We start from the raw sequence: 19,318 nt of genomic DNA, 5'->3' as shown, positions 1-19,318 counted from the left end.
GCGCGGCGGCCGGACGCCATGGGTGGCCGACGCACGTCTCCGATGCGGCCCCAGCCGCTCGTTCGTCGCTCAGACGGAGTTCACCGTGCCGCAGCCATCCTCTGGACCAAGGCAAGAGCGACCAGACGCCGGCAGGTCTCCTGGCTCACGGGTCACAGCTTGATGCACGCCTTCCCAGACCTCGCATGATTTAGCGTCCGGCCCAGTGGCTGCCCCTTCCAAGAGGAGCGATGTACATCGCGCTATCCGCTTACAGTTGCAGAGACAGCCGCGGATTTGGAAGCAAGCTTCCGCACCGCATTCCCGATTAAGCCCCTTTCGGGGACACCGGCGCGATCAATGAAAGCCGGACTTGTCCGCCTCTCATTCCCTCGCCTAACTGAATTGATCGGAAAAGCCAATAACGCTTGGAGCAGGGATTGAATCAACGATTACTGCACCCCACACCACCATTGCCATTGGCACGGCCAGAGCGCGCCAACCGCGCGCACTCGATTTGAATGGCGTGTTTTCCCTGAACCTGTCGTTGGCCATCGGACTCCTTTACGACCGGAAGTGGTCGGCGGCTGCACTGATAGCGAGATGCCCTAGAGGCGTCCCTCCAGCATGATCCCGCCCCTGTGGAGGTCGCGCAGCTCCGCGAATATCTTGGCCCGCGCGGCTGCATCCTCACGAAATCCCGGGCAGCGGATGTGCGGGGACGCCCCGCAATATTTGTGACATCCTCACCGGCGCCGAACAGCAGGAAGATATCCTCGATGAATGGCGTGCGCAGCGGGTTGGCAGCGCTGGCATCATAGCGAAGCGCAGGGTCGGCGATGCCCATGGTCGCCGCGACCGTCGAGAGATCGACCCAGCACTCATAAACCAGCGTCACCATCATCTTCGACAGTCGTGCCTCTGAAAGGCGACGCCGCCCGCAGCTGCGCTGGAGCTCCTGGACGAACTCCTCGATAAGGCTGGTGCCGCCCAGGATGAAACTGAACAGGCGCGCGGACGGGTGGCTGGGCGATCAACACCTCAATCCGCGCGGCGGCTTGAAGCTCGCGCCGGATGGTGTCGTTAAGCCGCAAGCTGGTCCGCTGAGACACGCCCGGATTGGCGTCGAAGTAGATGCACTTTGCCAGCCCCATCGTCGCCACGCCCACATACAGAACGATCCCGTCCCTCGCGAACGCATAGACCCCTACGCCCTTGGGCAGCGCCTCGGTGAGGACCAACAACCCAGCGTCATCCAGGCCCCATTCCGATGCGCGGTGAAAGCCCGCGTCGAGCAACGTCTGCACGTCAAGCGACGACTTGCTGGCGATAGGGGCCTTCGCTGGACGCGGGGCAGCAACCGTGCCGCTACGCTTCAATACATTGTATGCGTGCTGGTAGCGAATGCCGACCTTTGCCGCGATGTCAGAAACGGACAGGCCTTCGGCGGCAAGCTGGCGGATTTGATCGACCTTGGTCATTAGCTGGTCCAAAGCTCAAACGCGGCTTGCACTTGATCGACCCGAACAGAGCCATGCGTACGATCCTTTAACCCAGCGTAAAGGACGGGGTGCCCACAAACTTCCTTCGGGCCACCGCCGCCGTCGAGCAATTCAACCTCTAGCCATTGGCCGTCATCAGACACCCCCATGAGGCGCTCTATGGCAAGCAAGTCACCCGACGCGAGGAGTAGGCCAAACCCCCAACTATCCTGACCCATCCGGTCGATATACCAGACGGGCAATATCTCGGTCATTTTGGCAGGGTCCGTCACCATGCCGATCTTGCGTTCCACCAACGCCAGCTGTCGCTTTGACGCCGCAACGCTTTGCCATGCAAAATAGGCGCTGGCGATAGCAACCAGCAATGACCCGGCGGTGATCACGATGCTCGTAATTTCGTTTCCCGTCATCCTACCCCCTTCACGACTCCATCGGACAAATGTAGCGTCTCCCCCTCAAAAGGGAGCAATTCATTGTCAGCAGAAAACCTTGACGAAATCGAACAGCGTTTCCTTGCAGCAATTCATCATCACCTGGATGGCTGGCGACGCAAGATTGAAAACGATTTTGGCAAGGAGTGCTTTGACAAAGAACTAGCTGCACTTGCGGGCGATCCGGTTTACCACAAATTCGCATTTGATTGCCCCGAGTACGTGGTTGTGCGCCTCATGGGGCGGATGAGCATCAGCGTCGGTCGTCGTCTCGGTGAAATTTACGACAAAATTCCTCGTTATGTCGCAAGTGCGCGCTTCGGCGTCGCGCCTGAACAGGTCGCGGAAAAGTTCAACGGGCTGGAACTGGATATCGGCGTTCGGCACAGCCTGCTCAGCCGAGCGGACCAAACCCATGTTCGGCAGGTACTGAGCGAATATGGTGCCCCAGATGACGCGCACGGTGTAGGGATCGAAATTCGCTACAACTTCAACCCGAACGACAGCGCGCGCTTACGCAAGGATGTTGATATGGCGCGCTACGTTCAAGCGCAGGGTCTGTATCCCGTCTATCTGATTTACAGCGCCATTAGTCCACGAGATGACGCGATTGGTCGGCTGACGCGCGCAGGCTGGACGTTCATGCAGGGCGACCAAGCGACCGCATTTACAAATGCCCTGTTCGGAGCGGACTTCCTGGGCATTATGGAGCGCCCAGAGGTTCGCGATCGCATTCACGAAGAAGTCCGCCAGATGATGCGGGGAATTTTCGAGTCTCATGCATTTAGGCAGGTCGCTGCCAGCCAACCAGCGGTGAAAGTCACTTAGTCGCATAAACAATCGATTCGTATAGGTCTTTGCCGCTATGCCGCTTTCTAAAACGGTGAATCTCGTTGGTGTTGTAGCCCAGACCGCTTCTCTCAAATATTTCTCCAAGTAATACGTCCGTTTCAACGTAGACGCCCTTGATCCATGAATTACCAACAACGTACGCCACGCGCGCGTGATCATGTAGTACAAAATCCATATTTACAATCTGCTGCGTCAGCCGATTGAAGTAATGCATAACATAGTTAGACATAAGGTTATCTTCTTGTCGGATTTTGGCACATATGGGCTCCACGACGTCGGCGACTGCTGAATTGTAGGGCAGGAAAATGCCTTTTTGCAGCTCGGATGTTGCGGTCCCCCATGTGCCCCCAATTGTCCGCTTGTCCAAATCGGCAGCTTGCTTGCCGGTTTCCATGAAGCCGAGCATGTAAAGATGCGGTCTTGTGTTCCAGACGTAGCTGTAGCGATTTGGGTACGGCGGCGAGGTTATTACGGCATCAATCTTCGACGTAAGGCCCAAGTTATCGATCTCCATGGAGCTTCCAAGATAACAGCGCGCGTCTGCAGCACTATGCATCTCACCTAGGCTCTCAAGGTCATGAGCGACACACTCTGCGTGAGACGCAAATGTGCCCCAAACATCAATCTTGGCTTCGGACCTGTCGATAAAGTGGAGTTGGAGTTTCCCAAGTGTCACATTGGAAAGGTCGGGGACCAAAACCCCAGCAAATATAAGCCGAAGCAATTGCCTTGTCTTGTGGTCGGCGGTTTGATCGATCAAATCACGCAATATTAGGAGCTCTACGAGCACATCCGGTCGCCACCAGCGCAGCGGGTTGTGAATGGGCGGTATAGATAGTCCAATAGTCTCAATTAGCCCTATTTCTATTCGCTCATTTTTCCTGAAAGCAGTCGAAATCCGCTCCACCTCGCTAAGAAGATGGGCAGGCGATACCGACCAATCCAACGAAACTTCATTGACGAAGTGCAGGAGAGGATTGATCTCGATGCCAACCGATCCTCGCCCTTCCAGCTTCGACTCGATCAACGTCGTTCCAGCACCGGCAAAAGGGTCGAGAACGACCTCGTTTGTCTGCACGTCCATCTTGGCCAGCATCTCGTGGACAAGCTCGGGGCCAAAGCTGGGCGTAAGTCGAAACCAGCGATGCACACGCGACGCAAGCCCGTTCAAAAAAGTCGACCGAGCGACGTGAATTTTCTCATAGTTCACGCGGCTTGCATCATCCGGTGTATGAAGCTCATCAAATTGAAGCGGCAACTGAGCTTTCATAATCTCCCTGACGTTGAATCGAGCCTGCGTTCTGTGTTCGTTCAGTGAATCGGATACCCTGCCCAGAAAGGCAATGACTTTCATGCGGCAGCGCACACGATTCTGCTAACTCGGTGTGTATGGACTCATATTCGCCGCCCGAAGCAGGCACCGCCTGCACAGCCGGTTGCCCGGCCCCGTGCTGGCGAACGGCTCGCGGCAACGCATGCACGGGCGGCGGAACTTGGGCATGTGGAGCGCCACGTCGCGCTCCGGCCCGTTGACGCGCTTCACCCCGCCGCGCCTAAGGCCCGGAGGCTCGTCGCCGCCCGCGCCGCCGGGGCGCTGCGGAGCGCCAGCACGTCGCCATAGCGACGGGTCAGGGCGCTGCCCGCGTTCATCACCTGCCGAATTGCCGCCTCGGTCGCATCGAGCTGGGCACTGTCCAGCGGCGCGAACTTGGCGGTGGCGCGGGCGCGCACGATGGCAAGGGCCTCGTCGGTCAGCCCGGACAGGTAGGCCGGGGCGTGCAGTATCGCCGCCACGGTCGTCTTGTCCTCCGCCTCGATGGCGCGCATCGCGCGGGACGTCCTGTCCTCCGCCCGCTTCATGCCCTTCATGTGCGCCCGCACCTCGGACGCCAGCGCCAGCCCCTCCGCCGTCTTGCGCGCCGGGTTGTCGAGCGCCGCCGATACGCGGGTGGCGAGCGTGTCGCGATAGCCGCGCAGCTCGCGCATCCGCCGGTCGATGGCCGGGACAGTCCGAGCAAATGCCTTCTCCGCCGCGTCGATGAACTCGGTGGCGTCCTGCACCCGCGTCGGCGTCCCCGGATCATGCGGACGTTATCGCTATACGCGGTGCGGGCGCTGCCGGCGACCGGATGCTGGCGGCGGATGTGTTTAGTCCCGGCATTTGATGGTGCATTATTCAGCCAGCAATGGAGGGATGCGCTATGGGCAAGATTCTTCACGGGAGCGCCCGCACGACGGAGGCGGTCCGTCGAGCGATACAACATAGTCAAGAGAGCCTGAGGGTTCTGGCGAAGCGCTACGGTATCAACCAGAAGACCGTCGCCAAGTGGCAGAAGCGCACGGCGGTTAAGGATTTGCCGACCGGCCCCAGGACGCTCGTTCGACGGTGCTCAGCATTGAGGATGAGGCGATCATCGTCGCCTTCCGCAAGCACACGCTGCTCCCGTTTGATGACTGTCGCTACGCCTTGCAGGCGACGATCCCGCACCTGACGCGCTCGTCACTGCATCGCTGCCTGCAACGGCACGGGATCAGCCGTTTGCCGGAGGTGACCGGCGACAAGGAACCCAAGCGCAAGTTCAAGACCTACCCAATCGGCTACTTCCACATCGACATTGCTGGGGTCAGAACCGCCCAAGGCAAGCTCCACCTTTACGTGGCGATCGACCGCACATCGAAGTTCGCGTTTGTCAGGCTGGCAGATAAAGCGACCACCGTGACGGCCACCGCGTTCCTGGACGAGTGGGTCGAGACCGTCCCCTACATCATCCACACGATGCTAACCGATAATGGCATCCAGTTTGCCGACTTGCCGAAGAACCGCGACGGCCCGACCGCGCGGTGGCGTGGTCATCCCTTCGATCGCGCCTGTTGGCGGCATGATATCGAACACAGGCTCACCAAACCCCAGCACTCATGGACCAACGGCCAGGTCGAACGCATGAATCGCACGATCAAGGAAGCAACCGTCAAACGCGATCACTATGACAGCCATACACAGCTGACAGCCCATCTCCGCGACTTCGTCGATGCCTACAATTATGCCCGTCGGCTCAAAACGCTGCGCGGCCTGACACCCTACGAATACATCTGCAAAATCTGGGCAACCCAGCCCGAAAGGTTCATAATCAACCCGCACCATCAAATGCCGCGACTAAACAACTAGACGTACTAAACAACTAGACATAGTTATACTTTCCAGCAAAAAGCACATCGCAAGCCACGCTTCGAAAGTGAGCGGGCGTCGTGCTTTCAGTGAATGTGAGCGCAGTCCGGGTCGGAATATTAAGCAATCGCTGGTCCCCCTCTCCTCCAGAGCCATATTTGCAAAAAGGCGCCCGAATTTGCACGGTGCGCAAACGGAAAATGGCTTGGACGACGGATCGTCCAAGCCATTTTCCGGTGAGCCGGTTGACGATCAGAAGCGCATGCCGACGCCGACGCCGAATATGAGCGGGTCGAGGCCCAGCTTGACGCGCTGGACGCCTGCGGCCGTGGTTGCCAGTCGTGCCTTGGTGTCGATGTCGACATATTTGACGTCGATGTTGAAGAAAAGCTTGTCGTTCAGGTCGATATCGACCCCCACCTGCCCGGCCCAACCGACGCTATCCTTCATATGCACCTTGGTCTTGCCCACGGCTGTCTCCAGCGCGGTGGATGCATCTTCGGCATAGAAAAGCGTATAGTTGATGCCCGCGCCGACATAAGGCCGGATATGGCCATCGACCACGGGGTGATATTGCATCGTCAGCGTCGGCGGCAGCACCCAGGTCGAGGCGAGCTTGCCGATGCTGCCGGTCGTCCCGGTGCGGCCGCTGGCGCTATGTTTCGTGGTCGCGGCGATCAACTCGAAGCCGATATGGTCGGTCGCCATATAGGTGACGTCGATTTCGGGCATGATGCTGTTGTCCACCGATACCTTTTCGCCGGGAAATGCGGGCAGAACACTACCGCTCCTCTCGTTGGGCGCGACCATGATCGTGCGCACGCGCAGCAGAATGTCACCCTGTTTGGCCTGGGCCGGTCCGGCAATCAGTGCGCCGGTCATGGCGCCGGCCAGCAAGAAAGTCTTTATGCGCATCATTGTTTCCGTCCCTGATGTTGCGGTCAATAATGGCTTGTAGGCCCCGCCCGCCGGTGGTTCCTTGACGCGGCGCAATCAGAAATTTGATCCTGCGCAATGCGTTGTCACGCAGTTGGTGGCAGGCCGCATTCCATGTTCCGATACCATCCCGATCTGCTGGCGGCCCCCGTGCCGCGCTACACCAGCTATCCCACCGCAGCGCAGTTCACCGACGCCGTCGGGGCGCAGGCGCTGGCAGAGCGGCTCGATACGCTGCCGCAGGACGCAGGGATCTCGCTCTATCTGCACATCCCCTATTGCCACGACATCTGCTGGTATTGCGGCTGCAACACCGGTGCCGCGACCCGGCCCCGACGGCTCGCCACCTATGTCGATGCGCTGGAGCAGGAAATCGCAATGGTCGCGTCGCGCCTGGGCGGGCGGAGGCGCGTGACCCATATCGCCTTTGGCGGTGGCAGCCCCAATTCGCTGCCGCTGGTCGACTGGGTCCGGCTCAATCACCAGTTGCTGCTATGCTTTGATACCAGTGCGGCTGTCCTGTCGGTCGAGATCGATCCGCGTCGCCTGGACGAGGCATGGATCGACGCCATGGGCCAGATCGGTGTTTCGCGCGTCAATCTGGGTGTCCAGACCTTTGCGCCGCACGTCCAGCAGGCCATCGGGCGGGTGCAGCCGGTCGATATGGTGGAAGCGGCGGTTGCCGGGCTGCGCCGGGTTCAAATCGACGTCGGCTTCGACCTGATGTACGGCCTGCCGGGCCAGAGCGAGGCGGATCTGGCGGAGACTCTGGAAACAAGCATCCGTCTGGCGCCGTCGCGGATCGCCCTGTTCGGCTATGCGCATATGCCGCACCTGCTGCACCGCCAGCGCCGGATTGCGCAGGCCGACCTTCCCGACATGGCCATCCGGTTCGCAATGGCGACGCAGGGTCATGCGATGCTGACCGCTGCGGGCTATCGCGCCATCGGCTTCGATCATTTCGCGCTGCCCCACGATCCCCTGGCGCAGGCCGCGACCAGCGGCAGGCTGCGACGCAATTTTCAGGGCTTCACCGAGGATGACAGCGACGTTCTGATCGGCCTGGGTGCCAGCGCGATCAGTCAGTTTCCCGACCTGATCGTGCAGAATGAGAAAAATGCCGGTGCCTACAGGGAGATGGTCGCGCAGGCGCGGCTGACCGCGACGCGCGGCGTCAGGCGCAGCGCTGACGACCAGCAACGCGGCCGACTGATCGAGCGATTGCTATGCGACGGGGCAGCGCCAAGCGAAGGGATTGGGCAATCCCGCGACCTGGCCAGATTTGTCGCCATGGGCATTGCTCGTGTGGACGATGGCATGATCGAGATCCGCCCGGAGGCGCAACCCTATGCCCGGTCCGTTGCGGCCTGCTTCGACGCTTATCTTCGCCCTGCCGAAGGACGCTTCAGCCATGCCGTCTAACAAGCTGATATTGGCGCTGGGCATGATGGCCACGGCGCTCTCGACATCGGCTGATGCGAAAAGCAGAACCGGGCCGGGACGTTATTTTTGCGGCGAAACACCCATTGACTGGTCCCCACCATGGGAAAAGCCCCGGACCGATGGCCATGACAGCGTTGCCTGTCATCTGATGCTCCGGGAGCAACGGAAGAAAGCGAAATGAGGGTGCGTGAATAGCGCGTGAGCGGTGTGTACCCGCATGGATGTGCAATGATGGCAATTGGTGGGCCTGGCAGCAACCGATCAGTAAGTGTTAATCCCATGAGAAAAAAATTTTTCTTCCCGCCATTTTTATTTTACCCCAGTTTTTACCCCGCGGCAGCGGCCAAGATAATAATATCTGCTTGTATCGTAAATAGAAATTCGCAGGTTATTCAGTATCTACGCAGCCAAATGTTCATTCTGGCCGTGCACCCTTCGCTTGATCAAGATCGCAACCTGCCATAGAATCTATCCAATAGTTTCTGTGAATTAAACTGCACTTACCAAGTCAATGGATATCATTGCGGCTCTGCGCGATCAATCTGCCCACCGTCGAGTAACGGCGCCGCATCAATGTTTTGCGCATCCATCAACATGGCCAGCCGTTCGGTCGCAGCCAATATCATGGCCTGCTCCCATATGGGCAGGGCTTCAAAACGGTTGGTAAAGCGCATTTGCAGCGGGTCCGGCGCGTCGGCCAGCGCCTTTATACCCTCTGGCAAAAGGCTCAGGTGAAACTGGCGCTTGTCGGCTTCACTGCGCTGACGCTGGGCAAAGCCAAGGGACACGAGGCGATCCACGATCGCGGTAATCGTGGCCTGGCTGAACTGGAGGGCCTGCGCGATGGCCGAAGGTGTGGTTCTCCCGCGCAAGTCGATCTCGCGCAATACCAGAAGTTGAGAGGGTGTCAGACCCGTGGTCGTGGCGAGCTGACGACTGCCGATTTCGGTGGCGCGCAGTACGCGCCGCAATGCGCGCAGGGTCAGCGTTGAAAGTTCAGAGTCCATAGATTTGCGCCATAGCCGCAAAGGCGGCGCACTGCCAATTTCCTTCCGATGGCGGATATATTGCTTCACCAAATGAAGCTAATTCACCATCATGGGTTGAAACACACGCTGCAATGCGTCATATAACTGCCCGTCTCACCGGGACGTCCCTGCCGTTCCGTCCAAAATATAATTCGGGAGATGAACAATCTTTGATTCCCAAGCTACAGCGGCCGCCGCGCCGCCACGGGCTTCTGCGCGCTCCGAAGAGAGCAAGGGGCAGGACATCGCATTACGAAGGCCCGTTGCAACAGATGGGCCAGCTATCAGCGGATTGATCGTGGCCTGCCCGCCGCTTGATCCCAATTCGGCCTATTGCAACCTGCTGCAATGCACCGACTTTGCCGACAGCTGCATCGTTGCGGAATGCGGTGGTGTACTGGTCGGCTGGGTATCGGGCTATCGTCCACCCGCCGCGCCGGAAAATTTCTTCGTCTGGCAGGTTGCTGTATCGCCCGCCGCACGAGGCCAGCGCCTGGCCGGACGGATGATCCAAGCGCTGCTGGCACGCCCACAACAGGCAGGCGTCACGCATCTGACCACCACCATCACCCACGACAACGGCGCATCCTGGGCCTTGTTTGAAGGGTTAGCGCATCGCTGGAACGCCCACTTCGAAAAAGCCGCCCGGTTTGAACGCGACGCCCATTTCGCGGGTGCCCACGCCACCGAATGGCAGGCGCGGATCGGCCCGCTGCCCCAGTTGGCACGCCCTTGAGGAGATATATATGACCATTACCACTCACCCTAAACCGACCGCCGCCATTCCCGACACGGCGATCTACGAACGACGCGAATCCATCGTGCGCAGCTATGCGCGCGCCATGCCGCGCCAGTTCAACCGCGCGCAGGGCGTGTGGATGCACGACAATCAGGGCGGTCGGTATCTCGACTTCCTGTCGGGCTGCTCAACGTTGAACTACGGGCATAATCATCCGGTGCTCAAAAGCGCGCTGGTCGACTATATCGCAGGCGACGGCATCACTCATGGCCTGGATCTCCACACCGATGCCAAGGCCGATTTTCTGACCGCGCTGGAGGATGTGATCCTCAAGCCCCGCGGTCTCGACTATCGCGCCATGTTCACGGGGCCGACCGGCACCAATGCCGTCGAAGCCGCGATCAAACTGGCGCGCAAGATCACCGGTCGCGAGATGGTGATCGCCTTTACCAATGGTTTCCATGGTATGACGCTGGGCGCACTCGCCTGCACCGGCAATGCGGCCAAGCGCGGTGGCGCGGGCGTACCGCTCAGCCATGTGTCGCACGAACCCTATGACGGCTATCACGGTCCCGACGTCGACACCGCCGAACTGCTGGAACGTCGCTTGTCCGATCCGTCGAGCGGCCTTGATGCACCGGCCGCCATCCTCGTCGAAACGGTGCAGGGCGAAGGCGGCCTCAATGTCGCGTCGCCCGCATGGCTCCGCACGATTTCCGAGGTTGCAAAGCGCCACGGCGCACTGATGATCGTGGATGATATTCAGGCCGGTTGTGGCCGGACCGGTAATTTCTTCAGCTTCGAAGGCATGGGGTTCACCCCGGACATTGTCACTATGGCAAAGTCGCTGTCGGGCATGGGTCTGCCGTTCGCGCTCACCCTGTTCCGGCCTGAACTCGACCAATGGTCGCCGGGTGAACATAATGGCACCTTTCGCGGCAACAACCACGCCTTTATCACCGCCACGGCAGCGTTGCGTCATTTCTGGAGCAATGACAGTTTCCAGCAGGACATCGTCCGCCGGGGCGCGTTGCTGGAACGCAGGCTGGACGCAATGGCAGCCGAACATGGCCTGTCCACCCGCGGTCGCGGCATGATGCGCGGTCTGGACGTAGGCTCCGGCGACATCGCCCAAACCATCACCGCCGCCTGCTTCGCGCAGGGGCTGATCATAGAAACCAGCGGCGCGCATGACGAAATCGTCAAGATATTGGCGCCTCTCATAATCGAGGATGCCGTTCTTTCAGCCGGTCTCGACATTCTTGAAGACAGCGTCCCTTCCGCCCTGACCGTCACCTATGGCGTCGCCGCAGAATAAGGAGACACGACCGATGATCGTTCGCAAATTGCAGGATATCCGCACGTCCGACCGCAATGTGAAGTCCAAGGGCTGGGAAAGTGCCCGCCTTCTGCTGAAGGATGACGATATGGGCTTTTCCTTCCACGTCACCAAAATGTACGCTGGCGAGGAATTGCACATGCATTATCAGAACCATCTGGAGGCGGTGCTGGTGCTCAAGGGTACAGGTACGATCGAGGATCTGGGCACTGGTGTGACCCATCGGCTGGCGCCGGGCGTCATGTATGCGCTTAATGCCCACGACCAGCATATCGTGCGCCCCGAAACGGAGATATTGTGTGCCTGCGCCTTCAATCCGCCGGTCAGCGGGCGCGAAGTGCATGACGAGAATGGCGCCTATCCCGCCGATACATCCAGCGCCGACACTGGTGCCACGCGCGAACCAGTGCTGACCGACTAAATTCCCCGAACAAGCAAAGGGGGACCTCCCTTGAAAGATCTCTACCCATCCCGCCGCACACAGGTGGCGGCGTTTTCGCCGCGCCTCGACCCTGTCGTCCATAGCGACTGGAGCGAAGATGCCCCCATTACCCGCAGCCAGGCCGAACAGTTCGACCGCGACGGCTATCTGGTGCTGGAGGATATGTTCTCTGACGCCGAAGTCGCTTTCCTCCAGCGGGAGGGCGGCGCGTTGCTGAGCGATCCCGATGCGCTGGAAACGGAAACGGTGGTCACCGAACCGGGGAGCAAGGAAGTCCGCTCCATTTTCCGTATTCATGCCCAAAGTCGGGTGATCGAGCGGTTGGCTTCCGACATGCGGTTGGCCGGGGTTGCCCGTTTCCTGCTGGGCGACGACGTCTACCTGCATCAGTCGCGGCTCAACTATAAACCCGGTTTCCAGGGCAAGGAATTCTACTGGCACAGCGATTTCGAAACCTGGCATGTCGAAGACGGGATGCCGCGCATGCGGGCCTTGTCCATGTCGGTACTGCTTGCGGAGAACACCCCGCATAACGGCCCGCTGATGCTGATCCCCGGATCGCACCGCCAGTTCTTGACCTGTGTCGGCGAAACGCCGCACGATCATTACCGCCAGTCGCTGAAGAAGCAGGAATATGGCGTCCCGGACGAAGACAGCCTTGCTGAACTGGCGCATAAATTCGGGATCGTCGCACCAACCGGCAAGCCCGGATCGGTGGTGATCTTCGACTGCAACATCATGCATGGGTCCAACGGCAACATCACCCCCTTCCCGCGCGCCAACGCCTTCCTGGTCTATAACGCCGTGTCGAACCGCCTGACTGCGCCCTTCGGTGTCGATACGCCACGCCCCGCCTTCATCGCCGCGCGCGGCGAGCCGGAAGCAATCACGCCTGTCGCCGGACCATTGATGGCGCAGGTGCCGGCATGAGCAATATCCATAGCGTCGAGAAAATCGGCGGCACGTCCATGGCCGCCACCACTACCCTGTTCGACAATGTGCTGATCGGCGGGCGCAAGGATGCGGACCTGTATAACCGCATCTTCGTGGTGTCTGCCTATGCCGGCATGACCGACCTTTTGCTGGAGCATAAGAAAAGTGGCGAGCCGGGCGTTTATGCGCGCTTCGTTGCGGATGAAAGTATCCAAGGCTGGCGCCAGGCAATGGAAAGGGTGCGTCGCGCCATGCAGGATCGCAACGCGGCCATGTTCGTGCGCGCCGACCGGCTGACGGAGGCGAACGCCTTTGTCGATATACGGATCGACGCCGTCGCCGCCTGCCTGGACGATCTGGCCCGGCTGCGCAGCCATGGCCGTTTCTGCGTGAAGGAACAGTTGATGACGGTGCGCGAATTGCTCGCTGGCCTTGGCGAAGCGCACAGCGCCCATTCGACGGCGCTGCTGTTGCGCGATCGCGGCGTCAACGCCCAGTTCGTGGACCTGACTCTGTGGGACCAGCAGGACATGCGCGAATTGGACGAGCGGATAAGCGAGGCCTTCGCGCCGATCAACCTGGCCACCACCCTCCCCATCGTCACCGGCTATGCCGGATGCAGCGAAGGCATGGTACGCCGTTATGCGCGCGGCTATTCCGAAATGACCTTTTCGCGCATTGCCGTACTGACTGGCGCGCGAGAGGCAATTATCCATAAGGAATTTCACCTGTCGAGCGCGGACCCGCGGCTGGTGGGCAAGCACAAGGCGCGCAAGATTGGCCGCACAAATTATGACGTGGCGGACCAGTTGGCGAATCTGGGCATGGAGGCAATTCATCCGGGTGCTGGCCGGGGATTGCGCCAGACGGATATTCCGTTGCGCGTTCGCAACACCTTCGACCGGGAAGATGGCGGGACGCTCATTTGTAGCGATTATGTCTCCGACACGCCTCGCGTCGAGATCGTGACCGGGGTGCGCCATGCGCAGGCATTACAGTTTTTCGAGCAGGACATGGTCGGGGTGAAGGGCTACGACGCCGCCATCCTTGAAGTGCTAACCCAACATGGTGCCTGGATCGTCAGCAAGGCGTCCAACGCCAACACAATCACCCATTATCTGTCGGCGGATGCGGCGACGGTGAAGCGGGTGATCGCCGACCTTCAGGCGCGTTATCCCGATGCGGCTATCTCGGCCCTGCCGGTGGCGATCGTGTCGGTAATCGGCAGCGACATATCGCGACCGGGGCTGATGACTGATGCGTTGCAAGCCTTGGCCGCTGCGCATGTGCCGGTCATCGCAATGCAGCACCAAATCCGCAATGTCGATGTCCAGTTCATCGTGGACGTCGATCATTATGATGACGCGGTAGGCGCCCTGCACCATGTTTTGGTGGAAGATCGGACAGGCGAAGCGGAAGATCGGCGCGCGGCCTGATCAGCGTCCCGTCCAATACCATGTTCGCCGCAATCCATCCCGTCCGCAGCCTGCTGCTCGCCATCTTCATGTTGATGGCGGGCAGCGGCTTCCTGTCCACGCTGATCGGTCTTCGGCTGGAGCGGGCGGGGGCTGGCACCATGGCAATCGGCGCAGTCGCCACGGCCTATTTCGGCGGGCTGGTGATCGGCGCGCTGCGTGCGGGCGGCATCGTGCGGCAGGTCGGGCATATCCGCGCCTTCGCCGCCTTCGTTTCGCTGTTGTCAGCCAGTACGCTCGCATACCCCCTGCTGCACTCTCCACTCTTCTGGACGATGCTGCGGCTGATCGACGGTATCTGCGTCGCTGGCGTGTTCATCTGCCTGGAAAGCTGGCTCAATGACAGGGCCGAGGCGAAAACGCGCGGCAGCGTGCTCGCCGCTTATATGGTCGCGCTCTATTCTGGGCAGGCGGTCGGGCAATTGCTGCTGGCGGCGAGCGGGGCGCTACCCGCCGTGCCGTTTCAACTGGCCTCCATCCTCATTTCCCTGGCGATCATTCCCCTTTGCCTGACCCGCAGCGCCGCGCCAGCACCGGTCGAGGCGCAGGCCTTTTCGATCCGCGCCCTCTATGCCGCGTCGCCGCTCGGCACCTTTGGTGCTGTCACGACCGGACTGATGCTCGGTGCCTTCTACGGCATGGCGGCTGTCCATGTGCGGCGGCTGGGGCTGGATCTGGGCGCGACTGCCAGCTTCATGATGATCGTGATCCTGGGCGGTGTCGCGTTGCAATGGCCGCTCGGTCGCCTGTCCGACCGGCTTGATCGGCGGCGCGTGATCGTGGGCTGCTTTGCGGCCACCATGGCCGTTTGCCTGATGCTGACGATGCTGGTTTCTGCCGGGCCGTCGCTTCTGGCCCTGGGGGCGTTGTTCGGCGGACTCAGCTTCGCGCTCTATCCGTTGTGCGTCGCGCATTGCAACGACCGGCTGCTGGCTACCGAGCGGGTGGCGGCGAGCGGGCGACTGGTGCTGCTTTATTCGGTTGGCGCCGCAATCGGCCCGCTGGGCGCGGCCATGCTGATGAGCGTCGCGCCGGGCGGCGGCCTTTTCCTCTTCATTGCCCTGTGCGCGGGCGCGACGCTTGCGTTCGGCGTGTGGCGCCAGACCGCCACGCCGTCCGTGCCAGTACCCGACCAGCAGGATTTTCAGATCGTTCCGCGCACGACGCCGATGGCGTCCCTGCTCGATCCCAATACCGCAGATGGACATATGTCATGACCACCTCCACACCTATACCGTCGCCAACCCACAACAGGGTCGATGACGCCACGCTACGCCGGGCCATCGCCGCCTCCGCGCTGGGCAATGCGACCGAATGGTTCGACTATGGCATCTATGCCTATGGCGTCACCTATATTTCGGCCGCGCTGTTCCCCGGCGACGTCGATGATGCCGTGCTGTTCGCGTTGGCGACCTTTGCCATTTCCTTCCTCGTGCGGCCATTGGGCGGCCTGTTCTGGGGGCCGCTGGGCGATCGGTTGGGGCGCAAATCGGTGCTGGCGCTGACCATATTGCTGATGTCCGGCGCAACGCTGGTGGTCGGCCTCATCCCTTCATACGCGCAGATCGGCTGGGGCGCCCCTGCGCTGCTGATCGGGCTGCGCATGGTGCAGGGCTTTTCCACCGGCGGCGAATATGGTGGCGCGGCGACCTTCATGGCCGAATATGCGCCCGACGACCGGCGCGGCTTCTATGGCAGCTTCCTGGAGTTCGGGACGCTGGCGGGCTTTTCCTTTGGCGCAGTTCTGATGCTCGGCTTTTCGCTGTTGCTGGGGGACGCGGCGATGCATGATTGGGGCTGGCGCATCCCGTTCCTGGTTGCAGCGCCCATGGGCCTTATCGGCATGTATCTGCGATCGATGATGGAGGACACGCCAGTCTTTCGCGAACAGGCCGTCGAAGGCAGCGGATCGCCGCCGCTCAGAACGTTGATGCGTGATCATTGGCGGCCAATGCTGGTCGTGAGTGGGTTGGTCGTGGCGCTCAACGTCGTCAACTATACGCTGCTCAGCTACATGCCGACCTATTTACAGCGGCGCATCGGCCTGTCGCCGGACGAAGCCCTGGTCGTGCCGATCATCGGCATGGCCTTCATGATGGTCTTCCTGCCGTTTGCGGGCCATCTGTCGGATCGGATCGGGCGCAAACCGATGTGGCGCCTATCGCTGATCGGGCTCCTGCTGGGCATAGTGCCGCTCTACATGCTCATGGCGACGGGGTTCGTCGGTGCGATCATAGGCTTCGCGTTACTCGGCCTGCTCTATGTGCCGCAACTGGCCACGATTTCCGCGACCTTCCCCGCGCTGTTCCCGACGCCTGTTCGGTTCGCAGGCTTCGCGATTGCCTATAATATGTCCACATCGCTGTTCGGTGGCACCGCGCCAGCGATCGGCAGCGGTCTGATCACCGCCACCGGCAACGACCTGATGCCCGCTTTCTACATGATGATGGCCTGCATCGTCGGCCTTGTCGCGCTCCGCTTCATGCCTGAGACGGCTGGGCGTTCGCTGCATGAAAATGTCTTCGCCGATCAGACCGACGCATGACATGGATAACTGACAATATTATGGCTGTCGTGACGGACCGCCATTTCGATTAACCCTGGTTGCAGACGATGTTGGCGATCATGCTGCTGATAGCGATCGCCTGGATAGCGAACTGGGTTGCCAAACGCCTTGTCTCCACATTGGTTGTCAAGCTGCTGGAGCATCTGGGGTCGATTGTCGCCCGGCTTTCGAGCATCGTGCCGGCGCTGATCATCCGGCTTGGGGGGCGAGAGTGTCCCGCACCTTCCCAGTTGGACCGCCCTTTTCATCCGCAGCCTGTGTGCAGCCTTCATCATCCTGACCATCGCGATCGCGCTCAGCAGCGGACTTGGCCTGATGAACGATCTGTATCAGCGGCGCACTCGACCTTGAACGCGCCGGGCAGAAATTGTGAGGCACGAGGCGCGAAACGACGCATACCGGCTTCCAATAGAGAAGTTTTGATCCCCACAGCCCTGTGTTCCGCTGTTTCGCAAGGCAGTGATTTTTCCGCCCACGATTTCGGAGCGATCTTGATCAGGACCACGCTTCTCGCCTCCCCTGTTCCCGCATGGCCTCGATAAACACGCGAACCGCAGGCATAGCTGCACGACCGGGATCGTAGAGCAGGCTTACCGGCATGGGGGACGGGGCATGATCCGCCAGCACCTCCACCAACTGCCCGTTCGCGATGCGCGGGGCCGATTGGTAGCTCAGCACATTGGCGAGCCCCACGCCCGCCTCAGCGGCGGCGATGGTCGCATCGATGCTGTTGACGGTCAGGCGGGGAACCACCTCCACCATACTGTCGCCCCGTGCACCGAACCGCCATGTGCTGCCTGCGCGTATTCCGCTGCCGAGGATACAATGATGACTGGCAAGTTTGGCTGGATCGGTGGGCGCGCCATGTTCGGCGAGATAGGCCGGGCTCGCCACGATAGTCTGCCGGACCGAGCCGATCGTCACGACGCGCAGCGTGCTATCTGCCAGTGTCCCAATCCGCACCGCCACATCAATACCCTCCTCAACGATGCGGACATTACGGTCGTGCAGCATCATGCGCGCATTCAAACCTGCGTGGCTTGCCAGCAGCGCATTGATGACTGGAAGAACATGGAGGCGCCCGAACATGACGGGCGCGGTCACATAGAGCAGACCGCGCGGCACAGACCGCCCGCCCATGGCGATCTGCTCCGCTTCACGCAGGTCTGCCAGGATTCGCCGGGCCCGGTCGAGCAAGACCGCCCCCTCGTCCGTCAAGGACACCGCTCGCGTCGAGCGATGGAACAACGTCACGTTCAGATGCCGCTCCAGCGCCGCGACCGCGCGAGTGACTGCGGGCGGCGACATATCCAGCGCCCTTGCAGCAGCCGCGAAGCCGCGCCGATCGGCCACGGCGACGAAGACGGAGAAGCTCTCGAAGCGGTCCATTATTCCTCAAAATGAAATAGTAAACGTCGATCATCGCTCATTATCGCTGCAGAGGCAACGCGCTATCTCTTTGTGCATGGCACAGACATTTCTCCATACCCTCTTCGGTCCCGGCGCTCGCGCCCTGCAAACGGCGGCGGGATCGCGCACATCCTATGCCCGCATGGAAGCGGACGCGGGACCAGTCGATGTGCTGACAAAGCGGGAACTGGACTTTATCGCCGCCCGCGACAGCTTCTACATGGCAAGCGTTTCGGAGGATGGCTGGCCCTATGTCCAGCATCGTGGCGGACCGACAGGTTTCCTCCGCCATATCGAGGGCAATCGCATCGGGTTTGCGGATTATCGGGGGAACCGGCAATATCTTTCCGCCGCGCATCTTATGGCTGACGACCGTGTCTCGCTGTTCCTGATGGATTATCCGAACCGGCGCCGCCTCAAGATCATCGGCCATGCCCATTCCAGCGAGGGTCCGGCAGACATCGCTGCGCTCATGCCTCCCGACTATGCCGCCGAACCGGAACGCGCCTTCCTGATCGACGTCATCGGATTCGACTGGAACTGCCCGCAGCACATCACGCCGCGCTTCACCGAGGCGGATGTGCAGCGCTCCTCTCGCCCACTCATCGACGAGATCGAGGCGCTGCGTACCCGCATCGCTCAACTGGAAGGAACAGCATCATGACCGGCAAGCTTACTCACGGTGTCCATCATGTCGGCCTCACCGTGCCGGACCTCGATCAGGCGCGCGCCTTTTTCTGTGGCACATTGGGTTTCGACGAGGTGGGCGGCGTGCCCGACTATCCCTCCATCTTCGTGTCGGACGGCGCGATCCTGCTAACCTTGTGGCGCGCTGCGGACCCACTTACTGTCCGGGCCTTCGACCGGCGCGCGAACATCGGTCTCCATCATCTCTCGCTGTCGGTCGCCGACGATGCCGCGCTGCAGGCGGCGTGGGAGGCGGTGACGGCGCATCCGGAGGTAGTCGTCGATGCAGCGCCCGGCCCCATCCGTCCGGGGTCCTCGACGCGCCACTTCCTTATCTTCATTCCCGGTGGCATTCGCCTTGAGTTCGCCACGCCCTTTGCCTGAAAGGAT

General features: G+C 60.8%; 18 protein-coding genes, 1 pseudogene and 1 riboswitch. Of the genes and pseudogenes, 12 read left to right on the top strand and 7 right to left on the bottom strand.

Going from position 1 to position 19,318, the window contains the following annotated elements:
• Positions 1–113: 113 nt before the first annotated feature.
• A riboswitch (cobalamin riboswitch) is annotated at positions 114–347 on the bottom strand.
• Between the two features lie 513 nt (positions 348–860).
• Both ACODSR_RS16530 and ACODSR_RS16525 read right to left on the bottom strand, forming a co-directional pair.
• Positions 861–1,460: a GIY-YIG nuclease family protein gene (locus ACODSR_RS16530; protein WP_489077728.1), complete on the bottom strand. Its 600-nt coding sequence runs from the start codon at positions 1,458–1,460 to the stop codon at positions 861–863.
• The gene (locus ACODSR_RS16525; protein ID WP_489077727.1) at positions 1,460–1,891 is read right to left on the bottom strand and encodes a hypothetical protein; all 432 of its coding nucleotides are present in this window, start codon (positions 1,889–1,891) and stop codon (positions 1,460–1,462) included. Before ACODSR_RS16525 ends, ACODSR_RS16530 begins: the two co-directional genes overlap by 1 nt.
• Positions 1,892–1,954: 63 nt before the next feature.
• On the opposite strand from ACODSR_RS16525, the gene ACODSR_RS16520 reads away from it, so the two are divergent.
• The gene (locus ACODSR_RS16520) at positions 1,955–2,740 is read left to right on the top strand and encodes a hypothetical protein (protein ID WP_489077726.1); all 786 of its coding nucleotides are present in this window, start codon (positions 1,955–1,957) and stop codon (positions 2,738–2,740) included.
• Here ACODSR_RS16520 and ACODSR_RS16515 read toward each other — a convergent pair.
• The gene (locus ACODSR_RS16515; RefSeq protein ID WP_489077725.1) at positions 2,733–4,118 is read right to left on the bottom strand and encodes a DNA methyltransferase; all 1,386 of its coding nucleotides are present in this window, start codon (positions 4,116–4,118) and stop codon (positions 2,733–2,735) included. The genes ACODSR_RS16520 and ACODSR_RS16515 overlap by 8 nt on opposite strands.
• Before the next feature lie 185 nt (positions 4,119–4,303).
• Positions 4,304–4,825 carry a hypothetical protein gene (locus ACODSR_RS16510; protein ID WP_489077724.1) on the bottom strand — a complete coding sequence of 174 codons (522 nt, stop codon included), beginning with the start codon at positions 4,823–4,825 and terminating at the stop codon, positions 4,304–4,306.
• Positions 4,826–4,965: 140 nt separating this feature from the next.
• Here ACODSR_RS16510 and ACODSR_RS16505 point away from each other — a divergent pair.
• Positions 4,966–5,930, top strand: a pseudogene (locus ACODSR_RS16505) (IS481 family transposase).
• A 252-nt stretch (positions 5,931–6,182) separates the two neighbouring features.
• On the opposite strand, the gene ACODSR_RS16500 reads toward ACODSR_RS16505, so the two are convergent.
• Positions 6,183–6,845, bottom strand: a complete 663-nt coding sequence (locus ACODSR_RS16500; protein ID WP_489077761.1) for an OmpW/AlkL family protein — start codon at positions 6,843–6,845, stop codon at positions 6,183–6,185.
• A gap of 135 nt (positions 6,846–6,980) precedes the next feature.
• Here ACODSR_RS16500 and hemN point away from each other — a divergent pair, with 135 nt between their 5' ends.
• Positions 6,981–8,288, top strand: a complete 1,308-nt coding sequence (gene hemN, locus ACODSR_RS16495) for an oxygen-independent coproporphyrinogen III oxidase (RefSeq protein ID WP_489077723.1) — start codon at positions 6,981–6,983, stop codon at positions 8,286–8,288.
• Between the two features lie 539 nt (positions 8,289–8,827).
• On the opposite strand, the gene ACODSR_RS16490 is transcribed toward hemN, so the two are convergent.
• Positions 8,828–9,316, bottom strand: coding sequence for a MarR family winged helix-turn-helix transcriptional regulator (locus tag ACODSR_RS16490; protein ID WP_489077760.1), 489 nt, complete (start codon positions 9,314–9,316; stop codon positions 8,828–8,830).
• A 265-nt stretch (positions 9,317–9,581) separates the two neighbouring features.
• Between ACODSR_RS16490 and ectA the strand changes: the two genes are divergently transcribed.
• From ectA to ACODSR_RS16455, 7 genes are read left to right on the top strand one after another with little or no spacing between them, the layout of a single operon-like run.
• Positions 9,582–10,073: a diaminobutyrate acetyltransferase gene (gene ectA, locus ACODSR_RS16485; RefSeq protein ID WP_489077759.1), complete on the top strand. Its 492-nt coding sequence runs from the start codon at positions 9,582–9,584 to the stop codon at positions 10,071–10,073.
• A gap of 10 nt (positions 10,074–10,083) precedes the next feature.
• Positions 10,084–11,394: a diaminobutyrate--2-oxoglutarate transaminase gene (ectB, locus tag ACODSR_RS16480; RefSeq protein ID WP_489077722.1), complete on the top strand. Its 1,311-nt coding sequence runs from the start codon at positions 10,084–10,086 to the stop codon at positions 11,392–11,394.
• Between the two features lie 13 nt (positions 11,395–11,407).
• Positions 11,408–11,836, top strand: a complete 429-nt coding sequence (locus tag ACODSR_RS16475; protein ID WP_489077721.1) for an ectoine synthase — start codon at positions 11,408–11,410, stop codon at positions 11,834–11,836.
• Positions 11,837–11,866: 30 nt separating this feature from the next.
• Positions 11,867–12,787 (top strand): ectoine hydroxylase, encoded by a 921-nt coding sequence (gene thpD / locus ACODSR_RS16470; RefSeq protein ID WP_489077720.1) that lies wholly within the window; start codon positions 11,867–11,869, stop codon positions 12,785–12,787.
• Positions 12,784–14,226 carry an aspartate kinase gene (locus tag ACODSR_RS16465; RefSeq protein WP_489077719.1) on the top strand — a complete coding sequence of 481 codons (1,443 nt, stop codon included), beginning with the start codon at positions 12,784–12,786 and terminating at the stop codon, positions 14,224–14,226. Before thpD ends, ACODSR_RS16465 begins: the two co-directional genes overlap by 4 nt.
• Positions 14,227–14,246: 20 nt before the next feature.
• Positions 14,247–15,482 carry an MFS transporter gene (locus ACODSR_RS16460; RefSeq protein WP_489077718.1) on the top strand — a complete coding sequence of 412 codons (1,236 nt, stop codon included), beginning with the start codon at positions 14,247–14,249 and terminating at the stop codon, positions 15,480–15,482.
• Positions 15,479–16,810, top strand: coding sequence for an MFS transporter (locus ACODSR_RS16455; protein WP_489077717.1), 1,332 nt, complete (start codon positions 15,479–15,481; stop codon positions 16,808–16,810). Before ACODSR_RS16460 ends, ACODSR_RS16455 begins: the two co-directional genes overlap by 4 nt.
• Before the next feature lie 516 nt (positions 16,811–17,326).
• On the opposite strand, the gene ACODSR_RS16450 is transcribed toward ACODSR_RS16455, so the two are convergent.
• A complete protein-coding gene (locus tag ACODSR_RS16450; RefSeq protein ID WP_489077716.1) occupies positions 17,327–18,220 on the bottom strand; it encodes a LysR family transcriptional regulator in 894 nt (297 codons plus the stop codon).
• Positions 18,221–18,296: 76 nt separating this feature from the next.
• On the opposite strand from ACODSR_RS16450, the gene ACODSR_RS16445 reads away from it, so the two are divergent.
• Together ACODSR_RS16445 and ACODSR_RS16440 are read left to right on the top strand one after the other, a co-directional pair.
• Positions 18,297–18,905 carry a pyridoxamine 5'-phosphate oxidase family protein gene (locus tag ACODSR_RS16445; protein WP_489077715.1) on the top strand — a complete coding sequence of 203 codons (609 nt, stop codon included), beginning with the start codon at positions 18,297–18,299 and terminating at the stop codon, positions 18,903–18,905.
• Positions 18,902–19,312 (top strand): VOC family protein, encoded by a 411-nt coding sequence (locus ACODSR_RS16440; protein WP_489077714.1) that lies wholly within the window; start codon positions 18,902–18,904, stop codon positions 19,310–19,312. Before ACODSR_RS16445 ends, ACODSR_RS16440 begins: the two co-directional genes overlap by 4 nt.
• Positions 19,313–19,318: the final 6 nt, after the last annotated feature.

This window comes from Sphingobium sp. FG125 (genome assembly GCF_057809795.1).
Note: the sequence above shows the minus strand (reverse complement) of the source record. Positions and strands in the feature narration are given on the sequence as shown.